23 protein-coding genes are annotated in these 26,440 nt (G+C 53.1%); 1 reads left to right on the top strand and 22 read right to left on the bottom strand.

Annotated features, from left to right (window positions below; all coding sequences use genetic code 11):
* Positions 1-2: 2 nt before the first annotated feature.
* Positions 3-1,430, bottom strand: a complete 1,428-nt coding sequence (gene uxaC, locus NST08_RS18700) for a glucuronate isomerase (protein ID WP_210095135.1) — start codon at positions 1,428-1,430, stop codon at positions 3-5.
* 194 nt (positions 1,431-1,624) lie between these two features.
* On the opposite strand from uxaC, the gene NST08_RS18705 reads away from it, so the two are divergent.
* Positions 1,625-2,482 carry an AraC family transcriptional regulator gene (locus NST08_RS18705; RefSeq protein WP_210095126.1) on the top strand — a complete coding sequence of 286 codons (858 nt, stop codon included), beginning with the start codon at positions 1,625-1,627 and terminating at the stop codon, positions 2,480-2,482.
* A gap of 187 nt (positions 2,483-2,669) precedes the next feature.
* Here the strand turns inward: NST08_RS18705 and NST08_RS18710 are convergent, their stop codons facing one another.
* From NST08_RS18710 to nusA, 21 genes are all read right to left on the bottom strand, one after another.
* Positions 2,670-5,309, bottom strand: a complete 2,640-nt coding sequence (locus NST08_RS18710; protein ID WP_341342149.1) for an FtsK/SpoIIIE family DNA translocase — start codon at positions 5,307-5,309, stop codon at positions 2,670-2,672.
* Between the two features lie 61 nt (positions 5,310-5,370).
* Positions 5,371-5,628, bottom strand: coding sequence for a YlzJ-like family protein (locus NST08_RS18715; RefSeq protein ID WP_341342150.1), 258 nt, complete (start codon positions 5,626-5,628; stop codon positions 5,371-5,373).
* On the bottom strand, positions 5,625-6,398 hold the full coding sequence (locus NST08_RS18720; RefSeq protein ID WP_007128696.1) for a ClpP family protease: 774 nt from the start codon (positions 6,396-6,398) through the stop codon (positions 5,625-5,627). The genes NST08_RS18715 and NST08_RS18720 overlap by 4 nt, the downstream gene beginning before the upstream one ends.
* Before the next feature lie 390 nt (positions 6,399-6,788).
* Positions 6,789-8,468, bottom strand: coding sequence for a ribonuclease J (locus NST08_RS18725; RefSeq protein ID WP_007128697.1), 1,680 nt, complete (start codon positions 8,466-8,468; stop codon positions 6,789-6,791).
* Between the two features lie 231 nt (positions 8,469-8,699).
* Positions 8,700-9,581, bottom strand: coding sequence for a 4-hydroxy-tetrahydrodipicolinate synthase (dapA, locus tag NST08_RS18730; protein ID WP_210095128.1), 882 nt, complete (start codon positions 9,579-9,581; stop codon positions 8,700-8,702).
* Between the two features lie 160 nt (positions 9,582-9,741).
* A complete protein-coding gene (dapG, locus tag NST08_RS18735) occupies positions 9,742-10,956 on the bottom strand; it encodes an aspartate kinase (RefSeq protein WP_007128699.1) in 1,215 nt (404 codons plus the stop codon).
* A gap of 167 nt (positions 10,957-11,123) precedes the next feature.
* The gene (locus tag NST08_RS18740) at positions 11,124-11,714 is read right to left on the bottom strand and encodes a dipicolinate synthase subunit B (RefSeq protein WP_007128700.1); all 591 of its coding nucleotides are present in this window, start codon (positions 11,712-11,714) and stop codon (positions 11,124-11,126) included.
* Positions 11,711-12,610, bottom strand: a complete 900-nt coding sequence (dpsA, locus tag NST08_RS18745; protein WP_007128701.1) for a dipicolinate synthase subunit DpsA — start codon at positions 12,608-12,610, stop codon at positions 11,711-11,713. Before dpsA ends, NST08_RS18740 begins: the two co-directional genes overlap by 4 nt.
* A 259-nt stretch (positions 12,611-12,869) precedes the next feature.
* Positions 12,870-13,316, bottom strand: coding sequence for a dUTP diphosphatase (gene dut, locus NST08_RS18750; RefSeq protein WP_208604280.1), 447 nt, complete (start codon positions 13,314-13,316; stop codon positions 12,870-12,872).
* Entirely contained in the window at positions 13,291-14,559 is a 1,269-nt protein-coding gene (locus NST08_RS18755) for a M16 family metallopeptidase (RefSeq protein ID WP_007128703.1), read from the bottom strand. Before NST08_RS18755 ends, dut begins: the two co-directional genes overlap by 26 nt.
* A gap of 107 nt (positions 14,560-14,666) precedes the next feature.
* Complete coding sequence (locus NST08_RS18760) at positions 14,667-15,665, bottom strand: polysaccharide deacetylase family protein (protein WP_028405658.1); 999 nt, start codon at positions 15,663-15,665, stop codon at positions 14,667-14,669.
* A gap of 189 nt (positions 15,666-15,854) precedes the next feature.
* Positions 15,855-17,948 (bottom strand): polyribonucleotide nucleotidyltransferase, encoded by a 2,094-nt coding sequence (gene pnp / locus NST08_RS18765; RefSeq protein WP_341342151.1) that lies wholly within the window; start codon positions 17,946-17,948, stop codon positions 15,855-15,857.
* A gap of 414 nt (positions 17,949-18,362) precedes the next feature.
* Positions 18,363-18,632: a 30S ribosomal protein S15 gene (gene rpsO / locus NST08_RS18770; protein WP_006211281.1), complete on the bottom strand. Its 270-nt coding sequence runs from the start codon at positions 18,630-18,632 to the stop codon at positions 18,363-18,365.
* Between the two features lie 169 nt (positions 18,633-18,801).
* Complete coding sequence (locus tag NST08_RS18775) at positions 18,802-19,755, bottom strand: bifunctional riboflavin kinase/FAD synthetase (RefSeq protein ID WP_007128706.1); 954 nt, start codon at positions 19,753-19,755, stop codon at positions 18,802-18,804.
* Positions 19,756-19,786: 31 nt separating this feature from the next.
* The gene (gene truB / locus NST08_RS18780) at positions 19,787-20,701 is read right to left on the bottom strand and encodes a tRNA pseudouridine(55) synthase TruB (protein WP_028405661.1); all 915 of its coding nucleotides are present in this window, start codon (positions 20,699-20,701) and stop codon (positions 19,787-19,789) included.
* Positions 20,698-21,675, bottom strand: a complete 978-nt coding sequence (locus tag NST08_RS18785; protein WP_341342152.1) for a DHH family phosphoesterase — start codon at positions 21,673-21,675, stop codon at positions 20,698-20,700. The genes truB and NST08_RS18785 overlap by 4 nt, the downstream gene beginning before the upstream one ends.
* 29 nt (positions 21,676-21,704) lie before the next feature.
* Positions 21,705-22,058 (bottom strand): 30S ribosome-binding factor RbfA, encoded by a 354-nt coding sequence (gene rbfA, locus NST08_RS18790; RefSeq protein ID WP_007128709.1) that lies wholly within the window; start codon positions 22,056-22,058, stop codon positions 21,705-21,707.
* Positions 22,059-22,076: 18 nt separating this feature from the next.
* Positions 22,077-24,683, bottom strand: coding sequence for a translation initiation factor IF-2 (gene infB, locus NST08_RS18795; protein WP_341342153.1), 2,607 nt, complete (start codon positions 24,681-24,683; stop codon positions 22,077-22,079).
* Positions 24,676-24,999 (bottom strand): YlxQ family RNA-binding protein, encoded by a 324-nt coding sequence (locus tag NST08_RS18800; RefSeq protein ID WP_028405664.1) that lies wholly within the window; start codon positions 24,997-24,999, stop codon positions 24,676-24,678. The genes infB and NST08_RS18800 overlap by 8 nt, the downstream gene beginning before the upstream one ends.
* Entirely contained in the window at positions 24,992-25,303 is a 312-nt protein-coding gene (rnpM, locus tag NST08_RS18805) for an RNase P modulator RnpM (RefSeq protein ID WP_028405665.1), read from the bottom strand. The genes NST08_RS18800 and rnpM overlap by 8 nt, the downstream gene beginning before the upstream one ends.
* Before the next feature lie 27 nt (positions 25,304-25,330).
* On the bottom strand, positions 25,331-26,428 hold the full coding sequence (gene nusA, locus NST08_RS18810; RefSeq protein ID WP_007128713.1) for a transcription termination factor NusA: 1,098 nt from the start codon (positions 26,426-26,428) through the stop codon (positions 25,331-25,333).
* Positions 26,429-26,440: the final 12 nt, after the last annotated feature.

Genomic DNA, 26,440 nt, shown 5'->3' on the forward strand with positions numbered 1-26,440 from the left:
CGTCATGCTCCTTCTCTCGACTGTCCGAATCGGAAGTAGGCTTCTGCATTGTAATAGCAAATATCCTGGACAATTCCGCCCAGCCATGGCAGATCTGCCGGGGCTTCCCCTTTCGTGACCCAGTCTCCGATGAGATCGCACAGCACCCGCCGGAAGTATTCATGACGCGTATAGGACAGAAAGCTTCTGGAATCGGTCAGCATGCCGACAAAGCGGCTGAGCAGCCCCATATTTCCGAGCTTGCTCATCTGATCCATCATGCCGTCTTTCGTATCGTTGAACCACCAGGCCGATCCGAACTGGATTTTCCCCGCAATTCCATCTCCCTGGAAGCTTCCGATGAGCGCAGCAAGAATGTCGTTGTCTCTAGGGTTCAATGAATACAGAATCGTTCTCGGAAGCGCTTGTTCTTGATCCAGGCGGTCCAATAAACGGACCAGCGGCTCGGCAATCAAGCCGTCGTGTATCGAATCATAACCGGTATCCGGACCAAGCTGCCGGAACATCCGGGTGTTATTGTTCCGATGAGCGTTAATATGAAATTGCATCGCCCATCCCAGCTTTGCGTACATCCGACCCAGCTCAAGCAGTGTTGCGGTCTTGAACTGCTCTTCTTCTTCACGGGAAACCGGACGCCCTTCAAGCGCTTTCAAAAAGATGTCTGCGACTTGACGCTCCGTTGCTTCGCGGTACGGCACAAAGTCGAGGGCATGATCCGAAACCCGTCCCCCAACCGAATGGAAAAATTGTACCCGATCCGACAACGCCTCCAAAAATTCGGTGTAGCTTCCAATGTCCTTCCCGCACCGCTCCGACAGCTGCTTCACCCAGCCCGTGAAGGTCGGACGGTTGATTTCAAGCGCCTTGTCCGGCCGGAAGGAAGGCAGCATCTGAAACCGGCTTTCCCCTTCTTGCGCTAGCTTGATATGGTATTCCAGGGAATCCGCCGGATCATCCGTCGTGCACACCACTTTCACCCCACTTGAAGCGATGAGCCCCCGTGTCGTGAAATCATCCTCCATTAAACGCGCATTGGCCGCTTCCCATATACGCGGCGCATTTTGCTCATTGATGATCTCCTGAATCCCGAACAACCGCCGCAGCTCCAGATGGGACCAATGGAATAACGGATTGCCGAGGGTTTTGGGAACCGTTTTCGACCAGGCAAGGAATCGGTCATAGTCCTGAACGCCTTCTCCTCCGGTGATATGGGCCTCATCTATGCCATTGGCCCGCATGGCCCGCCATTTGTAGTGGTCTCCGTTGATCCATGCCTCGGTCAAATTGCCGAACCTGTGGTTGTCGTAAATCATTTGCGGATTTAAGTGACAGTGGTAGTCGATGATCGGCATGTTCTTCGCATAATTATGGTATAAGTTCTGGGCTGTCTCGCTGTTCAACAAAAAATGCTCATCCATAAATGCCTTCAATGGGTTCACCTGCCATCTCTTTAGATTACTTCTAATCATACGGCATCATCGGTTGTATTTCTTCACGTTTATTGCTTACTTCGTTTAAAAATCAACATATCTTGCTTTTTTATTCCCGGCCCGCCTGATAGAATTAGAATTAAGATGATGAAACCCAAAAACTGACCGGATATTCAATAGGAGGGCACAGCGATATGCCAGTCGATCATCACATTGTCTCTTTTGGCAACGAAGAAGAGGAATTTTACTATCATCGCATTCATCGAACGCGGCCCTTCGAGCGGAATAACCATTATCACGGAACGTACGAGATCTATTATCTGATCTCCGGTGAACGCAGTTATTTCATTAAAGAAAAGCTATATTCGATCCAAGCCGGAGATCTGATCCTGATCAACAAATTCGATGTTCATAAAACATCCGGCCAAGGCGATCCCGAGCATGAGCGCATTGTCATTAATTTCAGCGACTCCTTCCTGGGCAGCGGTCATCCGTTCCTGCCCGCCAGCTTGCTGACGATGTTCGAGCTGGACCAGCCCGTACTGCGGCTGAGTCCTTCCGAGCAGAGCAGCGTCATGCAAATTCTCGACAGCATGGCTGCCGAAATTTTGAACCGGCCTTCAGCCTTCGAGCATATGCTCCGCCTGCTGCTGACAGAACTGCTGATCAAGGCGAACCGCTTGTCCGCTTCCGCCATAAAGCCTGCGTCACCGTCCTTGAACCCGCTGCATCAGAAAATTACGGATGTCGTCCAGTTTATCAACAGCCATTATCCGCTCAAAATCACGCTCAAGCAGCTCTCCGATACCTTTTACATCAGTCCGTTCTACCTCAGCCGCATATTCAAGGAAATCACCGGCTTTACGATCGTCAATTATATTCAGCTGACGCGGATCCGGGAGGCCCAGCGGCTGCTGGTCAGCACCGACCTGCGGATCGTCGATATTGCGGAGACCGTCGGATTTGAAAGCCTGACCCATTTTGACCGCACATTCAAAAAAATGACCAGCATGACCGCAAGCCGATACCGGAAGTTGAATAGCCAAGTATAAACACTCATGACGGGCAGCTCATCCTGGCCACAGTTGATGGCGATGATATCAGGAGCTAACTCATAAACCATCCCCGACTTGCTTATTACCCGCTTTTTTCGTTCATCCCATATATATAAAAAACCGGAAAGGGCGTTTCTTCATCCATAAGAAACGCCCTTTCCGGACCTGATCGGCTTAAACTTCATCAGCTTATTCGGTTTTGCTGCTGCTGATACTGCTCCATCGACATCAGCACTTCGCGTGGCTTGCTGCCCTCATAGGGACCTATAACCCCGCGGGCTTCCATGGAATCGATGAGCCGCGCCGCTCGGGTATAGCCGACGCGCATTCTCCGCTGCAGCAAGGAAACGGAGGCCTGCTTCGCTTCAAGGACGATGGTGACTGCCTGATCGTACAGCTCATCGAGCTCCTCATCCTCGGATTGCCCGGACTCCTCAATCTCCGGAACAAGCGATTCGTCATATTCCGCCTGCCCCTGATCGCGCACGAAGGAGACGATATTCTCAACCTCCTGGTCGCTCATAAAAGCTCCCTGTACGCGAATCGGTTTGGATGACCCCATTGGCATAAACAGCATGTCGCCACGGCCAAGGAGCTTCTCCGCACCGGCCATATCGAGTATGGTCCGTGAGTCGACCTGAGAGGAAACGCCAAAGGCGATCCGTGAAGGGATATTCGCTTTGATAACGCCCGTAATGACATCGACCGACGGCCGCTGCGTTGCTATGATCAGATGGATGCCCGCGGCACGGGCCATCTGCGCGAGACGGGTAATAGCATCCTCCACGTCGTTAGCCGCTACCATCATCAAGTCTGCGAGCTCGTCCACGATAACGACGATATATGGCAAAACCGCCGCCGGATTATCATTCATTAGATTGTTATAACCTTCGATATTGCGGGTGCCTGACTTGGAGAAGAGATCGTAGCGCTTCTCCATTTCGACCACGATTTTCTTCAAGGCGAGCGACGCCCGCTTCGGATCGGTCACGACCGGTGCCATCAAATGCGGAATCCCGTTATAAACATTGAGCTCGACCATCTTCGGATCGACCATCAGGAACTTGACCTCATCCGGCTTGGCTTTATACAGAATGCTCGTAATGATCCCGTTGATACAGACCGATTTACCCGACCCTGTCGCACCTGCGACGAGCAAATGGGGCATCCGTGCCAGGTTGCCGACGATCGTCTGGCCCGAAATATCCCGGCCAAAGGCGATCGACAGCTTCGATTCGGCCTCCTGGAAGATCGGTGTCTCCATAACCTCACGCATGGTTACAATGGATACCTCATTATTCGGCACTTCGATGCCGATGGCGGATTTGCCCGGAATCGGTGCCTCCATCCGAATATCCTTGGCAGCCAGCGCAAGGGCGATGTCATCCGTCAGGTTGACGATTCGGCTGACCTTTACGCCGATATCCGGCTGGATTTCATAGCGGGTCACCGAAGGCCCTCTTACGACCTCCAGCACCTTGGCGCGGACTCCGAAGCTTTCCAGCGTAGCTTCCAGCTTGCGGGCCGTCTGCATGTAATCGCTCTGATCCCCGCCTTTTCCGCCATTCTTCGGTTTGGACAGCAAACGGAAAGGAGGCAGCTTATAGGGCTTAGGAGGTGGCGCGGGAGGTGCGGCAGGGATGGATTCTTCGGCTCCATTGCTGGCACCATCCAAGCTGTTTGCGCCTGCTGCTGCGCCTTCTCCCTCTGCTTCGGCTTGGCCATCATTGACCGCACCTTCCGAATGCTGCAGCGATACGTCCATTCCCTGTTCGCCGATTGAGCCGTCCGAATCATCAGCCTCCTCGTGCAGGCTGCCTTCCTGCTTCACCTGCTCGAAGAAATCACGGATAATCGGCGAGGAAGGAGCGCCTGAATGTTCGGCTGCTTCCGGTGACAAATGCGGCTCATCGTCATTCCGGTACAGAACCTTCTCGTCTTCATCATGAACTCCGTTCCCGGCCGTAAATACCGGTGCTTGGTCATCATCATGATCATCGTTGAAATCGGGCGCTGCCTGAGCCGTTTTCTGACCCTTGCCGCCAAACAGCTGGAAAAACTGCGGGGCTTTACGACGCGGCAGCCGCAGCTCCTCCATATCGTCCAAATCATCATCAAAATCGTCCGGCAGCGGCGTCCGCTCTTCCTTCGCGGCTGTTTTGGCAGCGGCTTTGGCCTTCGTCTGCCGACTGTTCATCTTCTTCTGCAGCCGTTCTCCCGCCTTGACGACTCTTACGCGGAACATTCGCATCAAATCCACATAAGACAAGTTCGTAATCAGCATAAAGCTGATAAACAGCATGACGATGACAATAAGTCTTGCGCCAAGGCTGCCAAACAGCATGATCAACAGCGCAAACTGCAAGGCTCCGACATATCCTCCGCTGATATCTCTGCCCATAACGGGGTGTTGATCGCTGCGAACCTCACCATGCAGAAGCTCTCCTTGCAAATCGCTATGTATCTGGCTCATCACATTCGAAGCAGTCAACTGCCCGATGGGAGCCAGCTTGGACCCCAAGCCTGCGATGCTGCTCATCAATGTGAGCGCTAAGACCAGAAGAAGAACGCCGGTTCGTCTGCTGTTCCAACGACGCGGCCATTTACGGTGAATCATCACCATTAATCCGTAATAGATACCGATCAGGGGGATGATGAAATAATATTTGCCAAGCAAATATCCCGACATCTTGGCCAGGGAACGTCCGACCGGCGCCTCTCCGGATAACGCAATCACCGAGAGGGTCATGAGCACGATCCCGTAGATTTCATACTTCAGTACGGCTGCAAAGGCAGCCTTCTTCTTTTTTCTGCGCTTCGCCAAAAAGTCTCACCCCCGAAACCATATTATAGCATAAATTCGGTGGCGTACCTATGTTCTGTTTTCAGCCTTTAGCCTCATTTTCATCGGCTGCGATCGTCGGAATATAGCGAATGATACTGCCCGGAGCATAGCTGGAATTCAAGTAATGCTCGAGCCCGCAATCCAGGAGACGGACGATCCGGGCCTGCTCCTCTCCCATCGGTTCGACTTCCATCAGGACGCTCCCGATTCGGACCTCTCTGAAGCGACTGCCCGGCTCTATATCGTCCGCACCTGGAGCCAGGCTCCGCTCAAGTGGAATAATGCTGTACCAGCTCATTGCGTGATCCCCCCCGGGCTGACTGCTTTACGCTCGGCAATCATGTGATTCAGCCGATGCAGTGCTTGACCTATTCCTCCGACTTCATCCATCAGCCCGTATTCGACCGCATCGGAGCCCGATACCGCCGTACCGATGTCCCGGTTTAGCTCGCCGGTCTTGAACATGAGATCCTTAAACTGCTCCTCTGTGATCCGGGAGTGACTCGTGACAAACCGGACGACTCGCTCCTGCATCTTCTCCATATACTCGAACGTTTGCGGTACACCGATCACAAGGCCGCTCATCCGAATCGGATGGATCGTCATTGTCGCGCTTTCCGCGATGAACGAATGATCGGCTGCAACGGCTATCGGCACTCCGATGCTGTGCCCGCCTCCGATAACCACCGTGACGGTCGGTTTGGTCAGCGATGCGATCATCTCGGCGATGGCCAGGCCGGCCTCTACGTCTCCGCCTACCGTATTAAGAATAATGAGAAGTCCTTCAATTTTCGGATTCTGCTCGGCTGCCACGAGCTGCGGGATCATGTGCTCGTATTTCGTTGTTTTATTTTGCGGAGGCAGCACGAAATGCCCCTCGATTTGGCCGATTATAGTCATGCAGAATACATTGGATTCATTGCCGACCGGCACTCCGGTTTGGCCAAGCTGGGTGATCGCTTCTGTTACGGCACTCTTCTTGCCCTCTTCGGCCGGAGCCGCCGGCGCTTCGGTTTCCCCGGTAATGCCGGCTCCCTTTCTGCCGGTAAACTCTAGCTCATTTTGCATAACGCCATCCCTGCCTTTTCGCTTATTCTTGGGCTGCAGCTATATCCATAGCTGACCCTTAGTATGGCAAGCGACGGCATAGTTTTATGCTTACCGCAGGGATCGGCGTGCAAGTCTTCATATTGTTTCAAGTTATCCTCGTGCATGAGGCGGCCGATTCCGGCACCAACTGGGTCCTCGACAGTACCTTCTCCCGGCAAACCCTCCGATAACATGATCGATGGTCAATCCGCCACGAACTGGATTTTCGCTTGTAGGTCGAAGGAATCCCTGCGGTTTGTAAGACAACATAAAAAGCCCCTCTTTCGCGGAAACCGTCCAATTATTACCTGCGAAAGAGAGGCGACTGTGTGCCTGATTATTTTTGAGGTCGTTATGCTAAAACGACAATTACACTTCCATGATGATCGGCAGGATCATCGGTCTGCGGCGCGTCTGCTCGTACAAGAAGCGTCCGAGAGCGTCCTTGACGCTTGTTTTCAGTGACGCCCACTCGTTTACGTTCTCACTCATCAGCTTCTGAAGCGTGCTGGAAACGATACGGTTGGCCTCATCCAGGAGACCTTCAGATTCACGGACATAAACGAATCCGCGAGAAATGATATCCGGACCGGATACGATGGAGCCGTTCTGCTTGCTCAAGGTAACGACAACAACGAGGATGCCGTCTTGGGACAACAGCTTCCGGTCACGCAGCACGATGTTGCCTACGTCGCCTACACCGAGCCCGTCAATCAGAACGTTGCCTGCGGTTACCTTGCCGGCCTTGCGGGCGGCACCGCCTTGAATCTCTACGATCTCCCCGATATCGGTAATGAAGATGTTGTCCGGGTCGACGCCGACGGACTCTGCAAGCAGAGCGTGACGGCGCTGCATCCGGTATTCCCCGTGAACAGGGATGAAAAATTGCGGTTTCATCAGGTTCAGCATCAGCTTCAGCTCTTCCTGGCTTCCGTGTCCCGAAACGTGCACACCGGAATTGGAACCGCTGTAAATCACATCGGCACCGAGTCGGAACAGCTCGTCGATCGTGCGGCCGACGTACTTCTCATTGCCAGGAACCGGAGTTGCCGCAATGATAACCGTATCGCCAGGCAAAATATCCACCTTGCGGTGGGTCGAGCGCGCCATGCGCGTAAGCGCAGACATCGGCTCTCCCTGACTGCCTGTACACAATACGACCACGCGGTCGGCTGCCATCTTGTTAACCTCTTCCGGCTCGATCAGCATGCCGTCCGGGATATGAAGATATCCAAGCTCGGCTGCGATCGAGACGACGTTCACCATGCTTCTTCCGATTACCGTAACCTTGCGGCCGGTTGATTCGGCAGCATTCACCACTTGCTGGATCCGGTGCACATTCGATGCGAATGTAGCCACCACCACACGCTGCTCGGCCTTGCGGAAAATATCTTCAAGAACGATGCCCACATTTTTCTCCGATGGCGTAAAGCCGGGTCTTTCCGCATTGGTGCTGTCGGACAGAAGGGCGAGAACGCCCTTGCTTCCGATTTCAGCCATCCGCTGCAAATCCGCATATTGGTCATTGACCGGCGTATGGTCGAATTTAAAGTCCCCTGTATGCACCACATTGCCTTCAGGCGTCTCGATGCAGATGCCGACCGAATCCGGGATACTGTGGTTGGTCTTGAAGAAGGTCGCTTTCATGGTGTTTCCGAGCTTGACTTCTGAATCGGCATGAATCAGAATCCGTTTCGTTTCGCCCAGCAGATTCGCTTCCCTGAGCTTATTCTCCACCAATCCGAGCGTCAATTTCGTTCCGTACACCGGAACATTCAAGTGCTTCAACACGTACGGGAGTCCGCCGATATGGTCCTCGTGACCGTGAGTCAGCAAAATCCCTCTCACCTTGTCGCGATTTTCCGTTAAATAGCTAATATCAGGAATAACGATATCAATTCCAAGCATATCTTCTTCTGGGAACTTCAGCCCAGCATCCACGACTACGATGTCATTGGCATATTGGATGACATACATGTTTTTCCCGATCTCACCGACGCCGCCCAAGGCAAAAATCGATAGTTTATCGCTGCTTATTTTCTTAGACAAATGTATCTAACCCTCCTATAGTTTTGGACGTCGTACCATTGTTATATTTAAATTTCAAAAAAATACCGCACCCAGTCACTTGAATTCATTATACATGATGAAAAAGTGAAAACACAAGTCAGCCGCCTACGTGTCCCATAGGATGCCCGAAACGCTGCGGTTTAAAACGAAAGAAGCCGCTGCCTTGTTCAGGCAGCGGCTGTACGTTTACTCGGTTTTGAAGCAGGTATATTACAATGACGCCAGCATCGAACGGATGAACGATGCTTCGCTTTCACTCGGCGAGACGAGCGGCAGACGGACATCTCCTACCTGATAGCCTCTTTCATTCAGGGCGAACTTAACGGCGGACGGGTTCGGAAGCGGGTCCGGACACTCGAACAGTCCCTTGAACAGCGGGAATAACGATTGGTGAAGCTTTGCAGCTTCCTGCACATTCCCGGCAACATATGCATCGATCATATCCTTCATCCGTGCACCGGCAATATGACTTGCAACACTCACGATACCATAAGCGCCTACCGCCAGAGCCGGCAGCGCTGCAGAGTCATCGCCGGAATAGACGATAAATCCTTCCGGTGCGCCTGCAGCGATCGCAGTCACCTGATCGATCGAGGCGCATTCCTTCGTGGCAACGATATTCGGCAATTGCGCCAACCGCAACGTCGTGGCGGTGCTCAAGCTGACTCCCGTGCGTCCCGGCACGTTATATAGCATAACAGGCAGCGAGGTTGCTGCTGCGATTGCCTCAAAATGCTTATACAGACCTTCTTGATTCGGTTTATTGTAATAAGGAGCAACCAGCAAAATGCCGTCGACCCCGCAAGCTTCCGCTTTCTTCGTCAATTCGACCGAATGTGCGGTATTGTTGCTGCCTGTGCCTGCGATAATTTTGCATCTTCCGGCCGCCTGCTTCACAGCGAATGCGAACAATTCGAGCTTTTCCGATTCGCTCAGCGTGGGAGACTCGCCGGTTGTGCCGGCGATCACGAGGGAGTCTGATTTTTGATCCGCAATCAAATGCTCAATTAATCTTGCCGTCTCGTCCCAATTGATCTCGCCGCTGCGATCGAACGGGGTTACCATAGCCGTAATCAATCTTCCGAAATCCACAATGATTCCTCCTTAGCTTTTTCCCGTATACGGGAAAACCTGCTTCATTCTCTACATAGCATATCCTAAATCAGGGCAATCTGCATTACCCATACCTTAATCCCGTACCGATAAATTGATAAACGATGATGTCACACAAACCTGGAAAAACGACACGGATCTATCGATGAAGCTCAAATTTGCTGTGCAGCGCGCGCAGCGCCTGAGCCATATCTTCTTTTTTGACAAGCACCCAAATCGTTGTATTGGAGTCAGCCGATTGCAAAATCGAAATATCGTGCTCGCTCAGCGATTCGACAATTTTCGCCATAATGCCAGGCACACCGTTAATGCCGCCTCCGATTACCGATACCTTCGCGCACCCGGATAAGCTTCTTGGCTTCAATCCAAGGTTCTGCAGAACCTCGATCGCTTTTTCCGAATCGCTGTCGAATACGGTATAAACAACCCCCGTCGGGGTAACATTAATAAAGTCTACGCTGATCGAATGCTCAGCCATGGATTTGAATACCTTCAGCTGCAAGCCTTCGGTCCGATCGCACTCGACCGAAATTTGGGTAATGTTGCTCACATAAGCAACGCCGGTCACATAACGGTCTACAATACCGGATTGGATATCCCTGAATCCTTCAGGCTGGGTCACAAGCGTTCCTTCGCTATCCGAGAAGGTCGAACGGACGCGAACCGGAATTTGGGACTGCATCGCGATCTCCACCGCTCTCGGATGAATGACCTTGGCCCCCTGATGGGCCATGTTGCAAATCTCCGTGTAGCTTACATAGCTTAACGGCTTGGCATCCTCTACAATCCGGGGATCTGCCGTCAAAATGCCGTTGACATCGGTATAGATATCCACCATTTCAGCGCGAAGCGCCGCACCCAGTGCTGTTGCGGAGGTGTCACTGCCTCCTCTGCCGAGCGTCGTTAAATCACCCGACTCGGTCTGCCCCTGAAAGCCCGTCACGATCACGACCTGATATTGCTCCAGCTCCTTCAACACCCGGTCAGGCTTCACATCCTTGATGCGTGCATTGCCGAAATGATTGTCGGTTAGAAATCCGGCTTGGGCGCCCGTCAGAACCGTAGCGGTAATGCCCTCATGGTGGAGCAGGCTGCACAGGGTTGTCGCCGATATCACTTCTCCACAGCCCAGCAGCATGTCCCTTTCCCTGCTTGGTAGTGCATTTCCGTTATGCTCGATCCAATCAAGCAGGGTGTCTGTTGCGTAGGGTTCCCCACGTCGTCCCATCGCGGACACCACGACAACCAATCGATACTGATTGTCCAACTCGCGCCGGATGTGTCCGATAACATGGGTTCTCGCTTGCGGTGTGGACAACGAAGTGCCTCCGAATTTTTGAACTAAGATGCGCATGCATATTCCTCCGTTTATCTATGCCCGGGAGCGTGAAAACTCGGGGCCGACCGACTGAAACGGCCGGCTATTTAGCCTGGCCGCTTCGGTTCGTGCAGGTTGATTTCAGCAAAACTCCATGGTCTGCTGTTTTTCGAATGTTAAGGTTCTAAATGATGCCTATCGTATTAATGAGCGTATTCCACGAGCATCGGCTGCAGCTGTTTTCCTTCCAACGCCGCGTAGCAGGCTTCCGGTATCAGGTCCATTCTCGCCACGAGCGAGTTCGGCTTCTGCTGCGGGTTATCCTGGCCGAACGGAACGAAATATATATTCTTCGTAACCAATAGTTTGGCGATATTGGCTGCATTCAGTCCCAGTCCATCGTTCGTTGAAATGGCAAGCACGAGCGGTCTGCAGTTTCTCATCTGCGCCTTGGCAGCCATCAGAACAGGGCTATCCGTCATCGCGTTCGCCAGCTTGCTGGTCGTATTCCCTGTGCAAGGTGCAATGACCAGCACATCAAGAAGCTTGGAAGGTCCAAGCGGCTCCGCCTCAACAATCGTAGAAATAATATCATTCCCGGTTATATCTTTCAACTGTTTCTGCCAATTTTCCGATGTCCCAAATCGGGTATCCGTCGTCATGATGGTGCTCGATACAATCGGAATCACATTCGCTCCGCCCGATTTGAAACGCTCGATCTGCGGCATCACTTCTTCCAGCGTGCAGTGGGACCCCGTCAGGGCATAGCCCACCGTTTTTCCATTCCAATTCATTTCGCATCCCCCCGAATCTTGATTTCTTCAGAAATCAGCTCCACCAGCGCATTGGCGATAATGATGCCGGCTGTCTTAGGAGCCACGATTCCGGGTAGTCCGGGTGCGAGCATGGCTTTGATACCCCGTTTTTCGGCATAGCGAAAATCGCATCCGCCGGGTGCGGAGGCGAGATCGATGATAACGGCCTCCCGAGGCATTTTCGAGATGATTTGTGCTGTGACTATCATAGTTGGAATCGTGTTAAAAAGCAAGTCAATGCCGGCTACGTGAGTCCCCAAATCCTTTATGAGAAAAGGCTTCCAGCCCATTTCCTCCGCTCTGGCATAATGCTCCGATTTCCGTACGCCCATCATGACATTCGCACCGAGCCCCTGCAGGCTCCGCGCCATCGTAAATCCCGTCCGGCCCATGCCGAGCACCATGCTCGTGGATCCATGAATCGTAAAATCGGTATTTTGGATCGCCATCATCAGCGCTCCTTCTGCCGTCGGGATGGAGTTGTAGATCGCTACATCGTCCCGCTCAAATATTTCCACCAGCTTGATGTTATATTTGTCGCACAGCGATCGTAAATAAGGTTTGGCCATGCCGGTATAAACGACTCCGTGCTTCGGCATAGCGGCAATATGATCCTCCTGCAGCCGTAATGGACCTTCCGAAAACAATGCGCTGACACGTCCTTCATCATCACAGCCCACTACCGGCAAAATCAGGGCATCGGCATCCGCCATCAGCTCGGTGGAAAGCGTCTCGCGCGTAACCCCTTGGAATGAATCCTGCAGCTTCTCAAAGCCCGCGATCATGACGGAAGCATCCATCTCGGCGCACTTGCGGATCACTTCAATTTGCCTTGCGTCTCCTCCAACGAAGACGGTCCGGACTCCAGTCAGCATGGAAGGCGTCGCTCCTTTCTTTCTAACCAATGTATAGACCATCTTATGCTGCGGCCCATAAGGTGGTGAGCGAATTATCCATGTAACGCGTTGGATAGCCCCTTACGCTGCGGGAAGCGAGGTTTCGGCCCTATTGGTCATCGTCGCACGGAAGACGCGACAAACCGGGGATGTCCTTGGCAACGTCAAAAAAGGCCGCCTTGGCTAATCAGCCAAAACGACCTTTCCAATTCGATGTGTAGAACTCGTAAACGCGAGCCTATTTCCCCGTGTGTCCAAATCCGCCCGTACCGCGAACGGTTTCGGACAGCTCTTCCACCTCGGCAAAGGCGACTGCAGGCACGGTCTGAAATACCATTTGCGCTATCCGCTCGTTCCGCTCGATCGTAAATGGCTCTTGTCCCAAATTGATGAGCAGCACCTTCACTTCGCCGCGATAGTCGGCATCGATGGTGCCCGGCGAATTCAAGCAGGTAATCCCGTGCTTGAACGCCAGTCCGCTGCGAGGGCGGATTTGGGCCTCCAGCTCTGCCGGCATGGCCATTGCAAAGCCAGCCGGGATCAGCTTGCGCTCGCCGGGCTGCAGAACGACCGGCTCCGGTACAGCGGCATGCAGGTCGAAGCCTGCAGCGAGCTCGGACATTTTCACAGGCAGCTTCACATCTTCATTACCGGGTAATCTATGGATTTGAACGTAGTGCAACAAATTCATTCCTCCTAAGTCCATTCAATGCTTTGTCTGAGGTTCCAACCATCGCGAGTGCATATGGAGTATTAAACATTCGGTCGAGGACGGCATTCACATCCTCCATGCTTACTTGCTCAATGCGCTTGATCAGCTCATCAAGGGTGTGATGCCGGCCCAGCATCAGCTCGTTCTTGCCAAGCCGGTTCATGCGGCTGCTGGTGCTCTCCAGACTAAGGATGAGGCTTCCCTTCAGCTGCTCCTTCCCCTTCTTGAGCTCCTGCTCCGTCATTCCGTTCGTTGCCAGATCATGCAGCATCTCGATCGTCAAATCCAGCACGTCCTTCGTCTGCTTGGGCGCCGTGCCCGCATAGATGGTGAACATGCCGCTGTCCGCATGGGAGCTGTGATAGGAATATACCGAGTAAGCGAGCCCCCGCTTCTCCCGGATTTCCTGGAACAGCCGCGAGCTCATTCCACCGCCGATGGCATTGTTCAGAAGCACCATTGCATATTGCAGATCCTCGCCGATCGAGCAGCCCGGGAACGACATGCAGATATGATTCTGCTCGGTCTTCTTCTTCCGGAACTGGACGCCATCCAGAAATGACGGCACCTCAAGGGCTTGGGGCGCACGGCGATTGGAAAATCCGCCGAAGTGCCGCTCCAGCAGCTCGATCGTTCCTTCATTGATATTTCCGGCAAGCGCAATGACCGTATTCTCGATCGTATAGTGATGTTCCATGTAAGCGCGCAGCGCATCGGAGTCCATCGCTTCCAGCCGTTCCTTCGTACCAAGGATCGGAAATGCCAGCGGGTGATCGCCATAAACGGCCGTTGACATCAGGTCGTGCACCAGATCATCCGGCGTATCCTCATACATGGCGATCTCTTCCAGAATTACATTCTTCTCCTTGGCCAGCTCTTCCGCATCCAGCTTGGAGTTGAAGAACATATCGGAGAGAACATCGACAGCAATCGGAAAATGCTCATCCAATACCTTAGCATAATAGCAGGTATACTCTTTAGCCGTGAACGCGTTGACGTTTCCACCGATCGCATCGAACTGCTCGGCAATCGCACGGGCGTCAAACCGCTCCGTCCCTTTGAACATCATATGCTCTATAAAATGCGTAATCCCATTGATCTCCGGCGTCTCATTGCGGGATCCGGTCTTCACCCAGATGCCGAAGGATACCGAACGACTTGTGGGGATGCTCTCCATAACCACACGCAGGCCGTTTGACAATTGTATTTTTTTCACGCAAGGCCCCCCTAACTGTCCATCCAGGTTCATTTCAGCTGACCAACAGCCTCATGCCATCCATTCATTCTATCAAACTTTACCATGTGCCACAACACCCTGGACTTCTAGGTTCCACCCGGCATGATCCGGTCAGGCGAAAGCGTCTGGCTGACCGTGCCGATCGATAGACCCTTGGCCCGTATCCCGTCAATCATGCCCTTCAACGCTTTCGAGGAGGAGTCTGTTGGATGCATGAGAATGAGGAAGCCTGGTTCGACTTTACTGCTTATTTTCTGAACGACCGCTTCCGGCGCAGGATGCTGCCAGTCCACGGTGTCAAGCGTCCACAGCACCGTTTTCAGCCCCCGGGCATGGGCGATCGCTACCGTCTGCTTGTTGAAATCGCCGGAAGGGGGCGCAAACCATTTATTTTCCACCCCTAAACTGGTCTTAAGCAGCTCCTGCGTTTTCGCAATTTCCAGATCGGCGCGTTCCCTGCTTAGACGGCTCATGTTGGGATGGGTGAAAGCATGATTCTCGACTTCATGGCCCCGCTTTACAATCTCGCCTGCAAGCTCCGGATTTTTCTTGAGCCAGCTGCCGTCGAGGAAGAAGGTGGTCTTGATATTTTCCTCATCGAGCGTATTCAGCATGGGCTCCAGAAATTCGTTGCCCCAGGCAACATTAATCATGAGCGACACCATCGGTTTATTCGGGTTCCCCCGATAGATCGGGTGAGATGCAAGATCCAGGTCGTTTAGCGTTACTTTGGCCGGAATTTCACGATATACGAGCGGGAGGGCCTCTCCCTTCCCCCGGTTCTTCACGGCCAGATTATATGTAGCCTCCACATCGACCTCAAGTCCGTTATAGCCGGGGATTGCCTCCCATACTCTGTCCACTCTCGCGTCAACAGGCTCTACTCTTTCCTTGGCAGCCGCAGCCTCAATCTGATTGAGCAGCTCCACGTCGACTACCGCTCCCGTAAGACTGCTGCTGTTCACGAGCTTTGTATTTGCCGCGGGCTCAAGTCCGGACACATAACCCCACGCGCCGCTGAACACGGCGGCAGCCGATACCAATGCGGTACCGGTCAGGAGCACGGCGATTTTCTTATCTTTCATGGGCTCTCCCACTCCCCCTCAGGCAGCTTTGTCCCATTTTATGTGCCGGGCTCCGGAATTATGAGCCAAAAGTAGAGCTGCGGCCTCGGTATGAGGGTGTATGGCGAGCTAGACGCAAAAAAAGAGCCAGAATCAGGTTCTGCCTCTTTCTTCATTTGCTATTTCGGACGCTCAGGCCATGGCCCGCGCTTACTTCGCTTCCGCAGTCAATACCGCTTTGCGCGACAGGTTAATGCGTCCTTGCTGATCGATTTCCGTGACCTTAACGGTGATGACGTCACCAATGGCAACAACATCCTCCACCTTCGCCACCCGCTCGGTCGACAGCTGGGAAATGTGAACCAGCCCGTCTTTATTAGGCAAAATTTCCACGAACGCGCCGAACTTCTCGATCCGTTTGACGGTACCGGTATAAATTTCGCCGACCGCGACTTCCTTCACAATGCCTTCGATAATCGTAAGGGCTTTGCGGTTCATCTCTTCATTCGGAGAAGCGATAAATACGCGTCCATCCTGTTCGATATCGATCTTCACGCCGGTTTCCTCAATGATTTTGTTGATAATTTTGCCGCCGGCTCCGATGACATCGCGGATTTTGTCCGGATTGATCTGCATCGTGATGATCTTAGGCGCATATTGGGACAAGCTTGCTCTCGGTTCTTTGATGACCTCCATCATTTTGCCGAGGATATGCATGCGTCCTTCCTTTGCTTGCTGGAGTGCTTCCTGCAAAATCGCGCGGTCAATGCCGTCGATTTTGATATCCATCTGAATGGCGGTAACCCCATCCGGCGTTCCGGCAACTTTGAAGTCCATATCGCCGAGATGGTCCTCCATTCCCTGGATGTCCGTCAGAATGGATACATGCTCTCCGTCCTTAATCAAGCCCATGGCTACACCTGCTACAGGCGCTTTGATCGGTACACCGGCATCCATCATCGCCAGCGTGCTTGCGCAAATGCTCGCCTGGGAAGTCGATCCGTTCGATTCAAGCACTTCCGATACCAGGCGGATCGTGTACGGGAACTCGGCTTCATTAGGAATAACCTTGCTCAGTGCACGCTCACCCAAAGCACCATGTCCGATCTCCCGGCGACCCGGCGCGCGGAGGGGACGAGCCTCACCTACGCTGAACGGCGGGAAGTTATAGTGGTGCATGAAGCGCTTGGTCTCTTCCAGGTCGATGCCGTCAAGAATCTGCACATCGCCGAGGGCACCCAAAGTACATACGCTGAGCGCTTGCGTTTGACCGCGCGTGAACAAGCCGGAGCCGTGGGTTCTTGGAAGCAGACCCGTGTCGCATTCGATCGGACGAATCTCGGACAGGCCGCGTCCGTCCGGACGAACCTTGTCATGCGTAATGAGACGACGGACTTCCTCCTTCACGATGTCGTGAAGAACCTCTTTAACATCCTTCAAAAGTTCCGGCGTTTCAATATACTTTTCCTCAAATACGGTATAAGTCTCTTCATTAATCGCATCGATGGCATCCTGACGGGCATGCTTCTCTTCAATGCGAACGGCTTCGACAAGGCGGGCCTCCGCAAACTCGCGAACCTCGCGATTGACGTTTTCGTCTACGGCATGGAGCTTCACTTCCATCTTTTCCTTGCCGGCAACGGCCACCAATTCCTCGATCTTCGCCACAATCTTCTTGATTTCCTCATGACCGAACATGATCGCTTCCAGCATCACTTCTTCCGGAACCTCATTCGCTTCGGCCTCAACCATCATGATCGCGTCTTTCGTACCTGCAACGACGAGATAAATGTCACTGGCTTCCTGCTCTGCAATTGTAGGGTTCACGACAAAATTGCCGTTAACTCGTCCTACCGCCACGCCGCCGATCGGTCCGTTGAACGGAACATCGGAAATGCTGAGGGCTGCAGAGGTACCGATCATCGCGGCAATTTCCGGCTCGCAGTCCTGATCCACGCTCATGACGAGATTAAGGACCTGAACATCGTTGCGGAAGCCTTCCGGGAACAGCGGCCGGATCGGACGGTCAGTCAAGCGGCTTGCAAGGATTGCTTTCTCGCTCGGTCTGCCCTCCCGCTTAATGAATCCCCCCGGGATTTTACCAACCGCATACAATCTTTCCTCATAGTTCACCGTTAACGGGAAGAAATCCAAATCCTTCGGCTCACTTGAAGCCGTCACCGTACAGAGAACCGCCGTGTCGCCGTAACGGACCATAACAGCCGCATTTGCCTGCTTGGCCAGCCGACCGGTTTCGAGTACGAGAGGTCTTCCGCCAAGCTGCATTTCAACACTAGTTTCCATGTATTCCCTCCTCATAGGGATAAATTTTTTTGTCGTCTTCTAGCTTTCAGTATTGCCTAAAAACAGCATCATCTTTAATAATGCCGCCCGTTTGATCGATCGGAGTGTTTCACTGGATTCTATTGCTCGAGCTTATGTACGACAAACAACGAACTCATCTTGGAACACTCGATGACGAAAGCGGGAAACGCCGGCAGAAGCTTAAAGCTTGTGGAAGGCGAATCGGGTATATCAATATCTATGTGAATATCTTTCGCTGCAAAGCCTCGGCTTATGAATAACAGCATGGCTTTACAGGAAAGCGGGCAAACGAAAGCAATTTCCATAATACTTAGAAAAGAGCCCGGTTGTGCCGCTGTCGTTCCAAGAAGGACAGTGGACAACCAGGCTGTTTTCGGTAAATCCTATGGATGATTAGCGACGCAATCCAAGCTTCTCGATCAAAGCACTGTAACGTTTTACATCCTTGTTTTTCAAGTATGCAAGCAACTTACGGCGTTGGCCGACCATTTTCAGCAATCCACGGCGGGAATGATGATCCTTCTTGTGCGTACGCAAGTGGTCAGTCAAGTTCGTAATGTTTTCCGTTAGGATAGCGATCTGCACCTCTGGAGATCCTGTATCGGACTCGTGAGTTTTGTGCTCGTCAATCAGTTGTTGTTTACGTTCCTGAGTCAATGCCATCCTGTTCACCTCCTTCGTCATAATCGCCGTTGGCCCAGATACCGACGGTGAGATCAAACATCCAAGCCAAGGTTAAATTGCCCGAATCCCGGGCAACCTCTAAGAGTATAGCATACTTTTCCGAAAAAAGAAAATCCGATCCGCTAATTTATCGAAAAAGCGTGCTGCCCTATTCCATGTCCTTGAGAATCCTGCGGGCTTCGACCGCATCCCGGTGAATCCACTCGACAAGCTCCTGCACCGATTCGAATTTATGCTCTTTCCGAATATATTGAACCATCTCCACCGTCATGACCTGACCGTATAAATCGCCGCTGTAGTCGAAAAGATGCACCTCGAAGATCGGCTTCGTGATGCCTTCATGGAACGTTGGCTTGACACCGACGTTCATGACCCCGGCAATCCAGCCCCCCTCCTGATCCGAACGGGCACGCACGGCGTACACGCCCAGGGCCGGGATGACGTACGGATCCGTCAGCTCGAGATTCGCCGTCGGAAAGCCGATCTGCCTTCCGCGCTTCTCGCCGTGGATTACGGTTCCCCGAATGCTGTAATTTCTGCCGAGCCACCGGTTAGCATCCGCGAGCTGTCCGGTCTGCAGGGCAATCCGGATAGAAGAGCTGCCTACCTTCTCTCCATCCACTAAGAATGGCGGAACGGTGACGACAGACATCGCCCCTTCGCTTAATGCCTGAAGCTTGACGGCATCTCCCGCTCCCTTATGACCAAAACGGAAATCGAATCCGACCACGGCCGTCTGCAGCGAGAGCGGGAGCAGCATGTCCGATACGAACGCGTCCGGACTGACTTCAGAGAACGCCTTGTTGAACTCCACAACGTACAGGATATCAATTCCCATCTCCTGCAGCAGCTTTTCCTTATCAGCTTGGGGAGTAAGGTAGCCCTCATAATTTCCTTTGCCGATCACATCTTTGGGATGGGGATAAAAGGTGATGAGAGCGGCAGGAAGCCCTTGCTCCCGCGCAATTCCGACGGCCGTCGTAATCACGCTCTCATGACCCAGATGCAGACCGTCAAATTGTCCGATGGCCGCGACCTTCGGCACGCCGGCTTCCAATACGTTCTCCGGATTTATGGGGTAGGACAACGATACAATCCTCATGTTTCTCACCTCCATTCAACTAGAACAAGCACTATCTTGAAAATACCTTCACTGGCACGATCGCGCCTGATTCGGCTTGCCGCTTGTAGATTCCAAGAAAGCTTCCTTGGCTGTCATAGAGCCGGATCGGCTCGTCGCCTTCAACCAGAGGCTCCACGGCTCTGGCGGACAAGCGCTGTCCTTGCAGGGCAGCTTCCGCTTTCTCATCCGATACGGTATGAGCCGGAAGATGGGAGACCGCCCGGTCGACCGGAATCAGCTTATTCTGAAGCTGTCCTTCCTTCATAAGCTGTTCAATGGTTTCAAGGGTCAGGCAGTCGGCTGCCGGAATGCCGGCCGAGATCGTGCGTACAAGCCGAACCATGACGGAAGGAACGCCGAGCTTGCGGCCGATATCAACGCACAATGTGCGGATATATGTACCTTTGGAGCACAGCACCCGAAACGATATTTCGGGATAGGCGCCGCTGGCGTCAAAGCCGGTCATCTCAATCTCATGAATGGTGACGGTCCGGCTTTTGCGTTCAACGGTCTTCCCTTCCCGCGCAAGCTCATACAGACGCTTGCCGTTTACCTTGACGGCGGAATACATCGGGGGAACCTGGGAGATTTCACCCACAAACGAACTCAGCGCTTCCTCCGCTTCCTCCCTCGTTACCAGCACGCTGTCTGCCTCTTCAATGACCGTACCCGTGGCATCCTCCGTATCCGTAGCATACCCAAGACGCAGAACAGCCTCATATTCCTTCGGCAGTTCCTGCATATACTCCACGACTCGCGTCGCTCTGCCCAAACACAGCGGCAGCACTCCCGTAACCTCCGGATCAAGCGTACCCGTATGGCCAATCCGTTTCATGCGGACAATTCCTCTTACTTTGGCTACCACATCATGCGATGTCCAGCCGGCGGGCTTATGCACGGCCAAAATACCTTCCAACTCTGTCATAACCGTAGTCTCACCTGCTCCACAACGCGGGGGATAACATCCTCCAAAGGCCCCTCCAGACTGCAGCCGGCAGCCCGGACATGGCCTCCGCCTCCGAACCCTTGGGCAAGGGCGGCAACGTCGACTTTTCCGGCGGAGCGAAGGCTAACCTTCACGATACCGGATTTCAGAAGCTTAAACAAGATTCCGACCTCGACGCCTTGAATATTGCGGGGATAATTGACAATCCCCTCCAGATCCTCGCTGGCTGCACCGCAGCGGTCCATATGGTCAGGGGTAACGTGCACCCATGCGATTTTTCCATCCTCCGACACCTGGAGCGTATTCAGCGCTTCAACAAGCACTTTCATCTGGGGAAGAGTCATCTCTTCCAGCAGGATCTCCGCGAGCTCCGGCCCGTTAACGCCATGACCTAGCAGCTCTGAGGCAATGCTCATCACTTTAGGCGACGTGTTCGTATAACGGAAACCTCCGGTATCTGTAAGAAGCCCCGTATAGACGGACGTAGCAATCTCGGCATCCCAGGTGATCCCGCATACATTCAACAGGTCATACAGAATTTCTGCCGTCGCGGCGGCTTGAGGCAGCACCAGGTTAACGGAGCCGTACCGGTCATTGGTAGGGTGGTGGTCGATGTTCACGATTCTGGCATTCTCGGCAAACAACGTCCGGATGTGCCCTACCCGGGCAAAATCCGCGCAATCCACGCAGATCACATACGTAAACGTCCGATCCGGCAGCTCTTCCGACCCGTTGATAATATCCTCGGCATGCCACAGCATGTTCATTCGTTTCGGGATCGGCCCTTCATTGATCATCGTGAATTTCTTGCCCAGACATGAGAGAAGCCAGCCCACCGCAAGGGTGGAACTGACTGCATCTCCATCGGGCTGAACATGCGACACAACCAAATAGTCATCGTGCTCCAGCAGAAACGACTTTACCTGCTGCAGCTCTTGCTCATAGGTCTGCATTCGCCCTCTCCTTTATTTACGAACTTGCATTATTTCTCTTCGCGCTCTCCGATTTCGTTGAGCAGCTTCTCGATCCGGCTGCCATAGGCAATGGATTCGTCAAACTTGAAGATCAGCTCCGGAACATGCCGGAGACGGATCCGTTTGCCAAGCTCGGAACGGAGGAAGCCGGTGGCCTTTTCCAGACCTTTCAAGGAAGCTGCCTTCTGTTCTTCGTCACCGAGCACGCTCAAGTACACCTTGGCTTGTGACAAGTCATTCGTCACATCAACGCCGGTCACGGTAATGAAGCCGATTCTCGGATCTTTGATTTCAGTCTGAATCAGTTGGCTGAGCTCTTTCTTAATCTGCTCGCCTACGCGCCCTGTTCTGATTTTTGCCATCGTTGATCACCTCGTTTATTAGCGCTCTACCGTCTCCATGATAAAGGCTTCGATGACGTCTCCTTCTTTCACATCGCTGTAGCTGGCCAACGTAATACCGCACTCGTAGCCTTGTGCCACTTCCTTCGCGTCGTCCTTGAAACGCTTGAGGGAATCGATCTTGCCCTCATGAATGACGATGCCGTCGCGGATCAAGCGGGCTTCGGCATTGCGCGAGATTTTTCCGGAAGTAACCATACAGCCTGCAATCGTACCAATCTTGCTCACTTTAAAGGTGTTGCGGACTTCCGCATGTCCGATCACGGTTTCTTTATATTCCGGATCGAGCATCCCCTTCATAGCTTGCTCAATTTCCTCGATTACATTATAGATGACACGGTGCAGACGCACGTCAACCTTCTCCTGCTCCGATGTCTGTTTTGCTTGAACATCCGGACGGACGTTAAAGCCGATGACGATCGCATTGGAAGCAGCCGCCAAAATAATATCGGATTCCGTGATCGCTCCGACGCCGCTGTGGATGATTTTTACGCGTACGCCTTCCACTTCGATCTTGTTAAGCGAGCTCTTCAAGGCTTCAACCGAGCCCTGTACGTCACCCTTAATGATCACGTTCAGATCCTTGATCTCGCCGTCCTTGATATGCTTGAACAAGTCGTCGAGGGTTACGCGGGTATTCGTGTTAAGCTCAGACTGACGCTGCGTGACCGCACGCTTCTCGGCGATCGAACGCGCCTTGCGCTCGTCCTCGAACACCATGAACGGATCGCCTGCGCCCGGCACTTCCGTAAGACCGGTAATTTCAACCGGCGTGGATGGACCGGCTTCTTTCAGGCGGCGCCCTTTATCATTCACCATCGCCCGGATGCGGCCGAAGCAGTTGCCCGCTACAAACGCATCGCCGACTTTCAGCGTTCCGTGCTGAACGAGGATACGTGCAACCGGGCCTCTTCCCTTATCCAGCTCCGCCTCAATAACCGTACCGCGGGCACGCTTATCCGGATTGGCTTTGTATTCATTCACTTCGGCAACAAGCAGAATCATTTCGAGCAGATCCTCGAGACCCATGCGCTGTTTTGCCGAAACGTTAACGAAGATCGTATCTCCGCCCCATTCCTCCGGCACAAGCTCGTATTCGGTCAACTCCTGCTTCACCTTATCCGGGTTGGCAGACGGTTTGTCGATTTTGTTCACGGCCACGATGATCGGCAATCCTGCCGCCTTCGCATGGTTGATCGCTTCTACCGTCTGCGGCATCACGCCGTCATCGGCTGCGACAACAATAATCGTCATATCCGTAACCTGCGCACCGCGTGCACGCATAGCGGTAAACGCTTCGTGGCCCGGTGTATCCAGGAAGGTGATCTTCTTGCCGTTGATTTCAACTTGATAAGCACCGATGTGCTGCGTGATGCCGCCGGCTTCGCCGCCGCTCACGTTCGTGGAACGGATCGCATCCAGCAGCGTCGTTTTACCGTGGTCGACGTGACCCATGATGGTAACGACCGGAGGGCGCTCCCTCAGATCTTCAGGCGCGTCATTCTCTTCGACTGTCTCGAACCGGTCTTCTTCCACCGGAATCTTCACTTCAACCTCGACACCGAACTCCCCTGCAAGCAGCTGAATCGTCTCGATGTCCAGCTCCTGGTTGATCGTGGCCATCACGCCGAGGAAAATCAGCTTCTTGATGACTTCGGAAGCGTCCTTATGAAGCAGCTTCGCCGTTTCACCGACGGTCATGTCGCCACGGACGATAATTTTCTTCGGCGTGTTGTCGATTTTCTCACGAGGCGGCTGCTGGTTGTTCTGGTTCCGTCCGCGGTTATTCTTCCCACCGCGATTGTTGCCGCGGAAACCGCCCTGGCGGTTGTTATCATCAAACCGCTTGGAATTGTTGTTGTTATTGTTTCTTCCGCCCCGGTTGTTTTGACCGTTGCTGTTGTTCTGGCTGCCGGAGTCATTGCGTCCCGTTCTGCCTTGCGGACGCGAAGCGCCTTGAGCGCCGTTGTTCTGCGGACGAGCACCGCCTTGACCTCCGCCTTGCGGACGGGAGCCGGTTGCTGTACCGCCTTGCGGACGGGAGCCAGTTGCTGTTCCACCTTGTCTTGGTGCCTGGTTGCTGCGATTTTGGTTCTGGCTTCCTTGAGCCGGGCCTGATTGGTTTCTGCGAGAATCCTGTCCCTGTCCTTGTGGACGCTGGGAACCGGATGTGTTCTGGTTATTTTGATGATTTCTACTATTCATACCTACCTGCTTTTCCTGTTGTTTTTTGGGTTGACCTTGACCTTGACCTTGACCGCGCTGACCTGCATTTCGAGAGCCGTCTTGCCCGCTGCTTACTTTCGCATCAGCAGCGGAAGAGTTGGAAGCAACCGACACGGGCGGCTTGCGGCTCTCGCCGCGGGAAGCGTCCGCACCGTCACGCTTGGCTGCCGCATTCGATTTGATATCCTTAAAGAACTGCTCAACTTTGGATACCGTATCGTTCTCCATGACGCTCATGTGGTTGTTAACCGGAATGTTCAAACGCTTAAGGATCGTTATAATTTCTTTACTGCTCATATTCAGCGATTTCGCGTATTCATATACGCGAAGTTTATTGTCTTTGTTTTCTTGTTTACTCAATATACTCCACCTCCGACATTGTCTCCATTGTTCTGGAGATCATTTCTGCGAATCCTTGATCCGTAACGGCCAGCACAACCCGCTCGGGTTTACCTACACTTGTGCCCAGACTTTCCCGGTCAAATCCGATTACCAGAGGGATGTTATAAGAACCGCATTTGTCGCGGAACTTTTTTTTAGTATTATCTGAGGCGTCACCCGCAAGAATAACCAACTTTGCTTCTGAAGACCGGATGGCTTTGAGCACGATCTCATCACCCGTAACCACCTTGCCGGCCCGCATGGCCAGGCCGAGCTGAGAAAGCGCCCTATTCATCATCGGCTGCACGCTCTTTAGCAGCCAGGAATTCATCCTCAACCTTGATGAAATCCTGGGCCAATTGTTCATAGATCTCAGGTTTCACTTGCTGCTTCAACGCTCGATCCAAAGCTTTATTTTTGTGTGCAAGCTTGAAGCAGGAAACTTTGCCGCATAGATAAGCGCCGCGGCCCGACTTTTTGCCGGTCAGATCAATCATGACCGCCTCGTCGGGCGTTCTGACAATCCGGATCAGCTCTTTCTTCGGCATCATTTCCTGACATGCCACACATTTACGCAGCGGTATCTTTCTCTGTTTCAAGACGCTTACCCCCCGCTTGTTTCGGAATTAATCCACGGAGACGGAATCCTGGTGCATTTCACCGGATTGGGATTTTGGTCTGCCAAATTCCTGCTCCGCCTGGCTTTCGCTCTTAATATCGATCTTCCAGCCTGTCAATTTAGCTGCAAGGCGCGCATTCTGGCCCTTGATGCCAATGGCCAGTGAGAGCTGGTAGTCGGGAACAATGACGCGGGCCATCTTCTCATCCTCGAACACTTGAACCTCAAGCACTTTCGAAGGACTGAGGGCGTTGGCCACGTACTCCTCAACCGAATCGGAATAGCGGACGATGTCGATCTTCTCCCCGCGGAGCTCATTCACGATCGTCTGAACGCGCATCCCTTTCGGGCCAACGCAGGAGCCTACCGGATCGACCTCTTCATTACGAGAGTAAACCGCAATCTTGGAGCGGTAGCCCGCTTCACGCGCAACCGAACGGATCTCGACGACGCCGTCGAAAATTTCCGGAACCTCCAGCTCAAACAGGCGCTTGAGCAGCCCCGGATGCGTGCGGGAGAGCATGATTTGCGGACCTTTCGTAGTGTTCTCGACCTTCGTGATATACGCCTTGATCCGATCGCCATGCTTGAACTTCTCGTTCGGCATCAGCTCCGTAAGCGGAAGCGCGGCTTCGATCTTCCCGAGGTCGATGTAGATGTTTCTAAGGTCCTGGCGCTGCAGCGTACCGGTGACGATATCGTCTTCCTTGTCGATAAACGCGCTGTAGATCAAGCCGCGCTCGGCTTCCCGAATGCGCTGCGTAACGACCTGCTTCGCCGTCTGAGCCGCGATTCGACCGAAATCGCGAGGCGTTACCTCGATCTCGGCGATATCCTCGAGCTGGAAATGCGGATTGATTTCGCGTGCCGCATGCAGCGAAATTTCCGTCCGCGGATCCAGAACCTCTTCAACGATCAGCTTCCGTGCAAACACTTTGATGACGCCGGTATTGCGGTTCATGTCCACACGGACATTTTGCGCAGTGTTGAAGTTACGCTTGTAACTCGAGATCAGCGCAGCCTCGATGGCTTCAAACAACACATCTTTGCTGATGCCCTTCTCTCTCTCCAGCTCGTTCATCGCTTCAATAAAATCCATACTCATTGAAAATCGGTT

This window comes from Paenibacillus sp. FSL K6-1566 (genome assembly GCF_038050475.1).
Taxonomy (GTDB): Bacteria; Bacillota; Bacilli; order Paenibacillales; family Paenibacillaceae; genus Paenibacillus_AQ; species Paenibacillus_AQ lactis.

What these genes read in the sequence shown, in the direction of transcription:
- NST08_RS18705 (WP_210095126.1), top strand. Translation starts at nt 1,625, where the DNA reads ATGCCAGTCGATCATCACATTGTCTCTTTTGGCAACGAAGAAGAGGAA.
- NST08_RS18715 (WP_341342150.1), bottom strand. Translation starts at nt 5,628, where the DNA reads ATGAGCTGGTACAGCATTATTCCACTTGAGCGGAGCCTGGCTCCAGGT.
- NST08_RS18720 (WP_007128696.1), bottom strand. Translation starts at nt 6,398, where the DNA reads ATGCAAAATGAGCTAGAGTTTACCGGCAGAAAGGGAGCCGGCATTACC.
- dapG (WP_007128699.1), bottom strand. Translation starts at nt 10,956, where the DNA reads ATGCGCATCTTAGTTCAAAAATTCGGAGGCACTTCGTTGTCCACACCG.
- NST08_RS18740 (WP_007128700.1), bottom strand. Translation starts at nt 11,714, where the DNA reads ATGAATTGGAATGGAAAAACGGTGGGCTATGCCCTGACGGGGTCCCAC.
- dpsA (WP_007128701.1), bottom strand. Translation starts at nt 12,610, where the DNA reads ATGCTGACTGGAGTCCGGACCGTCTTCGTTGGAGGAGACGCAAGGCAA.
- NST08_RS18760 (WP_028405658.1), bottom strand. Translation starts at nt 15,665, where the DNA reads ATGAAAGATAAGAAAATCGCCGTGCTCCTGACCGGTACCGCATTGGTA.
- pnp (WP_341342151.1), bottom strand. Translation starts at nt 17,948, where the DNA reads ATGGAAACTAGTGTTGAAATGCAGCTTGGCGGAAGACCTCTCGTACTC.
- rpsO (WP_006211281.1), bottom strand. Translation starts at nt 18,632, where the DNA reads ATGGCATTGACTCAGGAACGTAAACAACAACTGATTGACGAGCACAAA.
- NST08_RS18775 (WP_007128706.1), bottom strand. Translation starts at nt 19,755, where the DNA reads ATGAGGATTGTATCGTTGTCCTACCCCATAAATCCGGAGAACGTATTG.
- truB (WP_028405661.1), bottom strand. Translation starts at nt 20,701, where the DNA reads ATGACAGAGTTGGAAGGTATTTTGGCCGTGCATAAGCCCGCCGGCTGG.
- NST08_RS18785 (WP_341342152.1), bottom strand. Translation starts at nt 21,675, where the DNA reads ATGCAGACCTATGAGCAAGAGCTGCAGCAGGTAAAGTCGTTTCTGCTG.
- rbfA (WP_007128709.1), bottom strand. Translation starts at nt 22,058, where the DNA reads ATGGCAAAAATCAGAACAGGGCGCGTAGGCGAGCAGATTAAGAAAGAG.
- NST08_RS18800 (WP_028405664.1), bottom strand. Translation starts at nt 24,999, where the DNA reads ATGAATAGGGCGCTTTCTCAGCTCGGCCTGGCCATGCGGGCCGGCAAG.
- nusA (WP_007128713.1), bottom strand. Translation starts at nt 26,428, where the DNA reads ATGAGTATGGATTTTATTGAAGCGATGAACGAGCTGGAGAGAGAGAAG.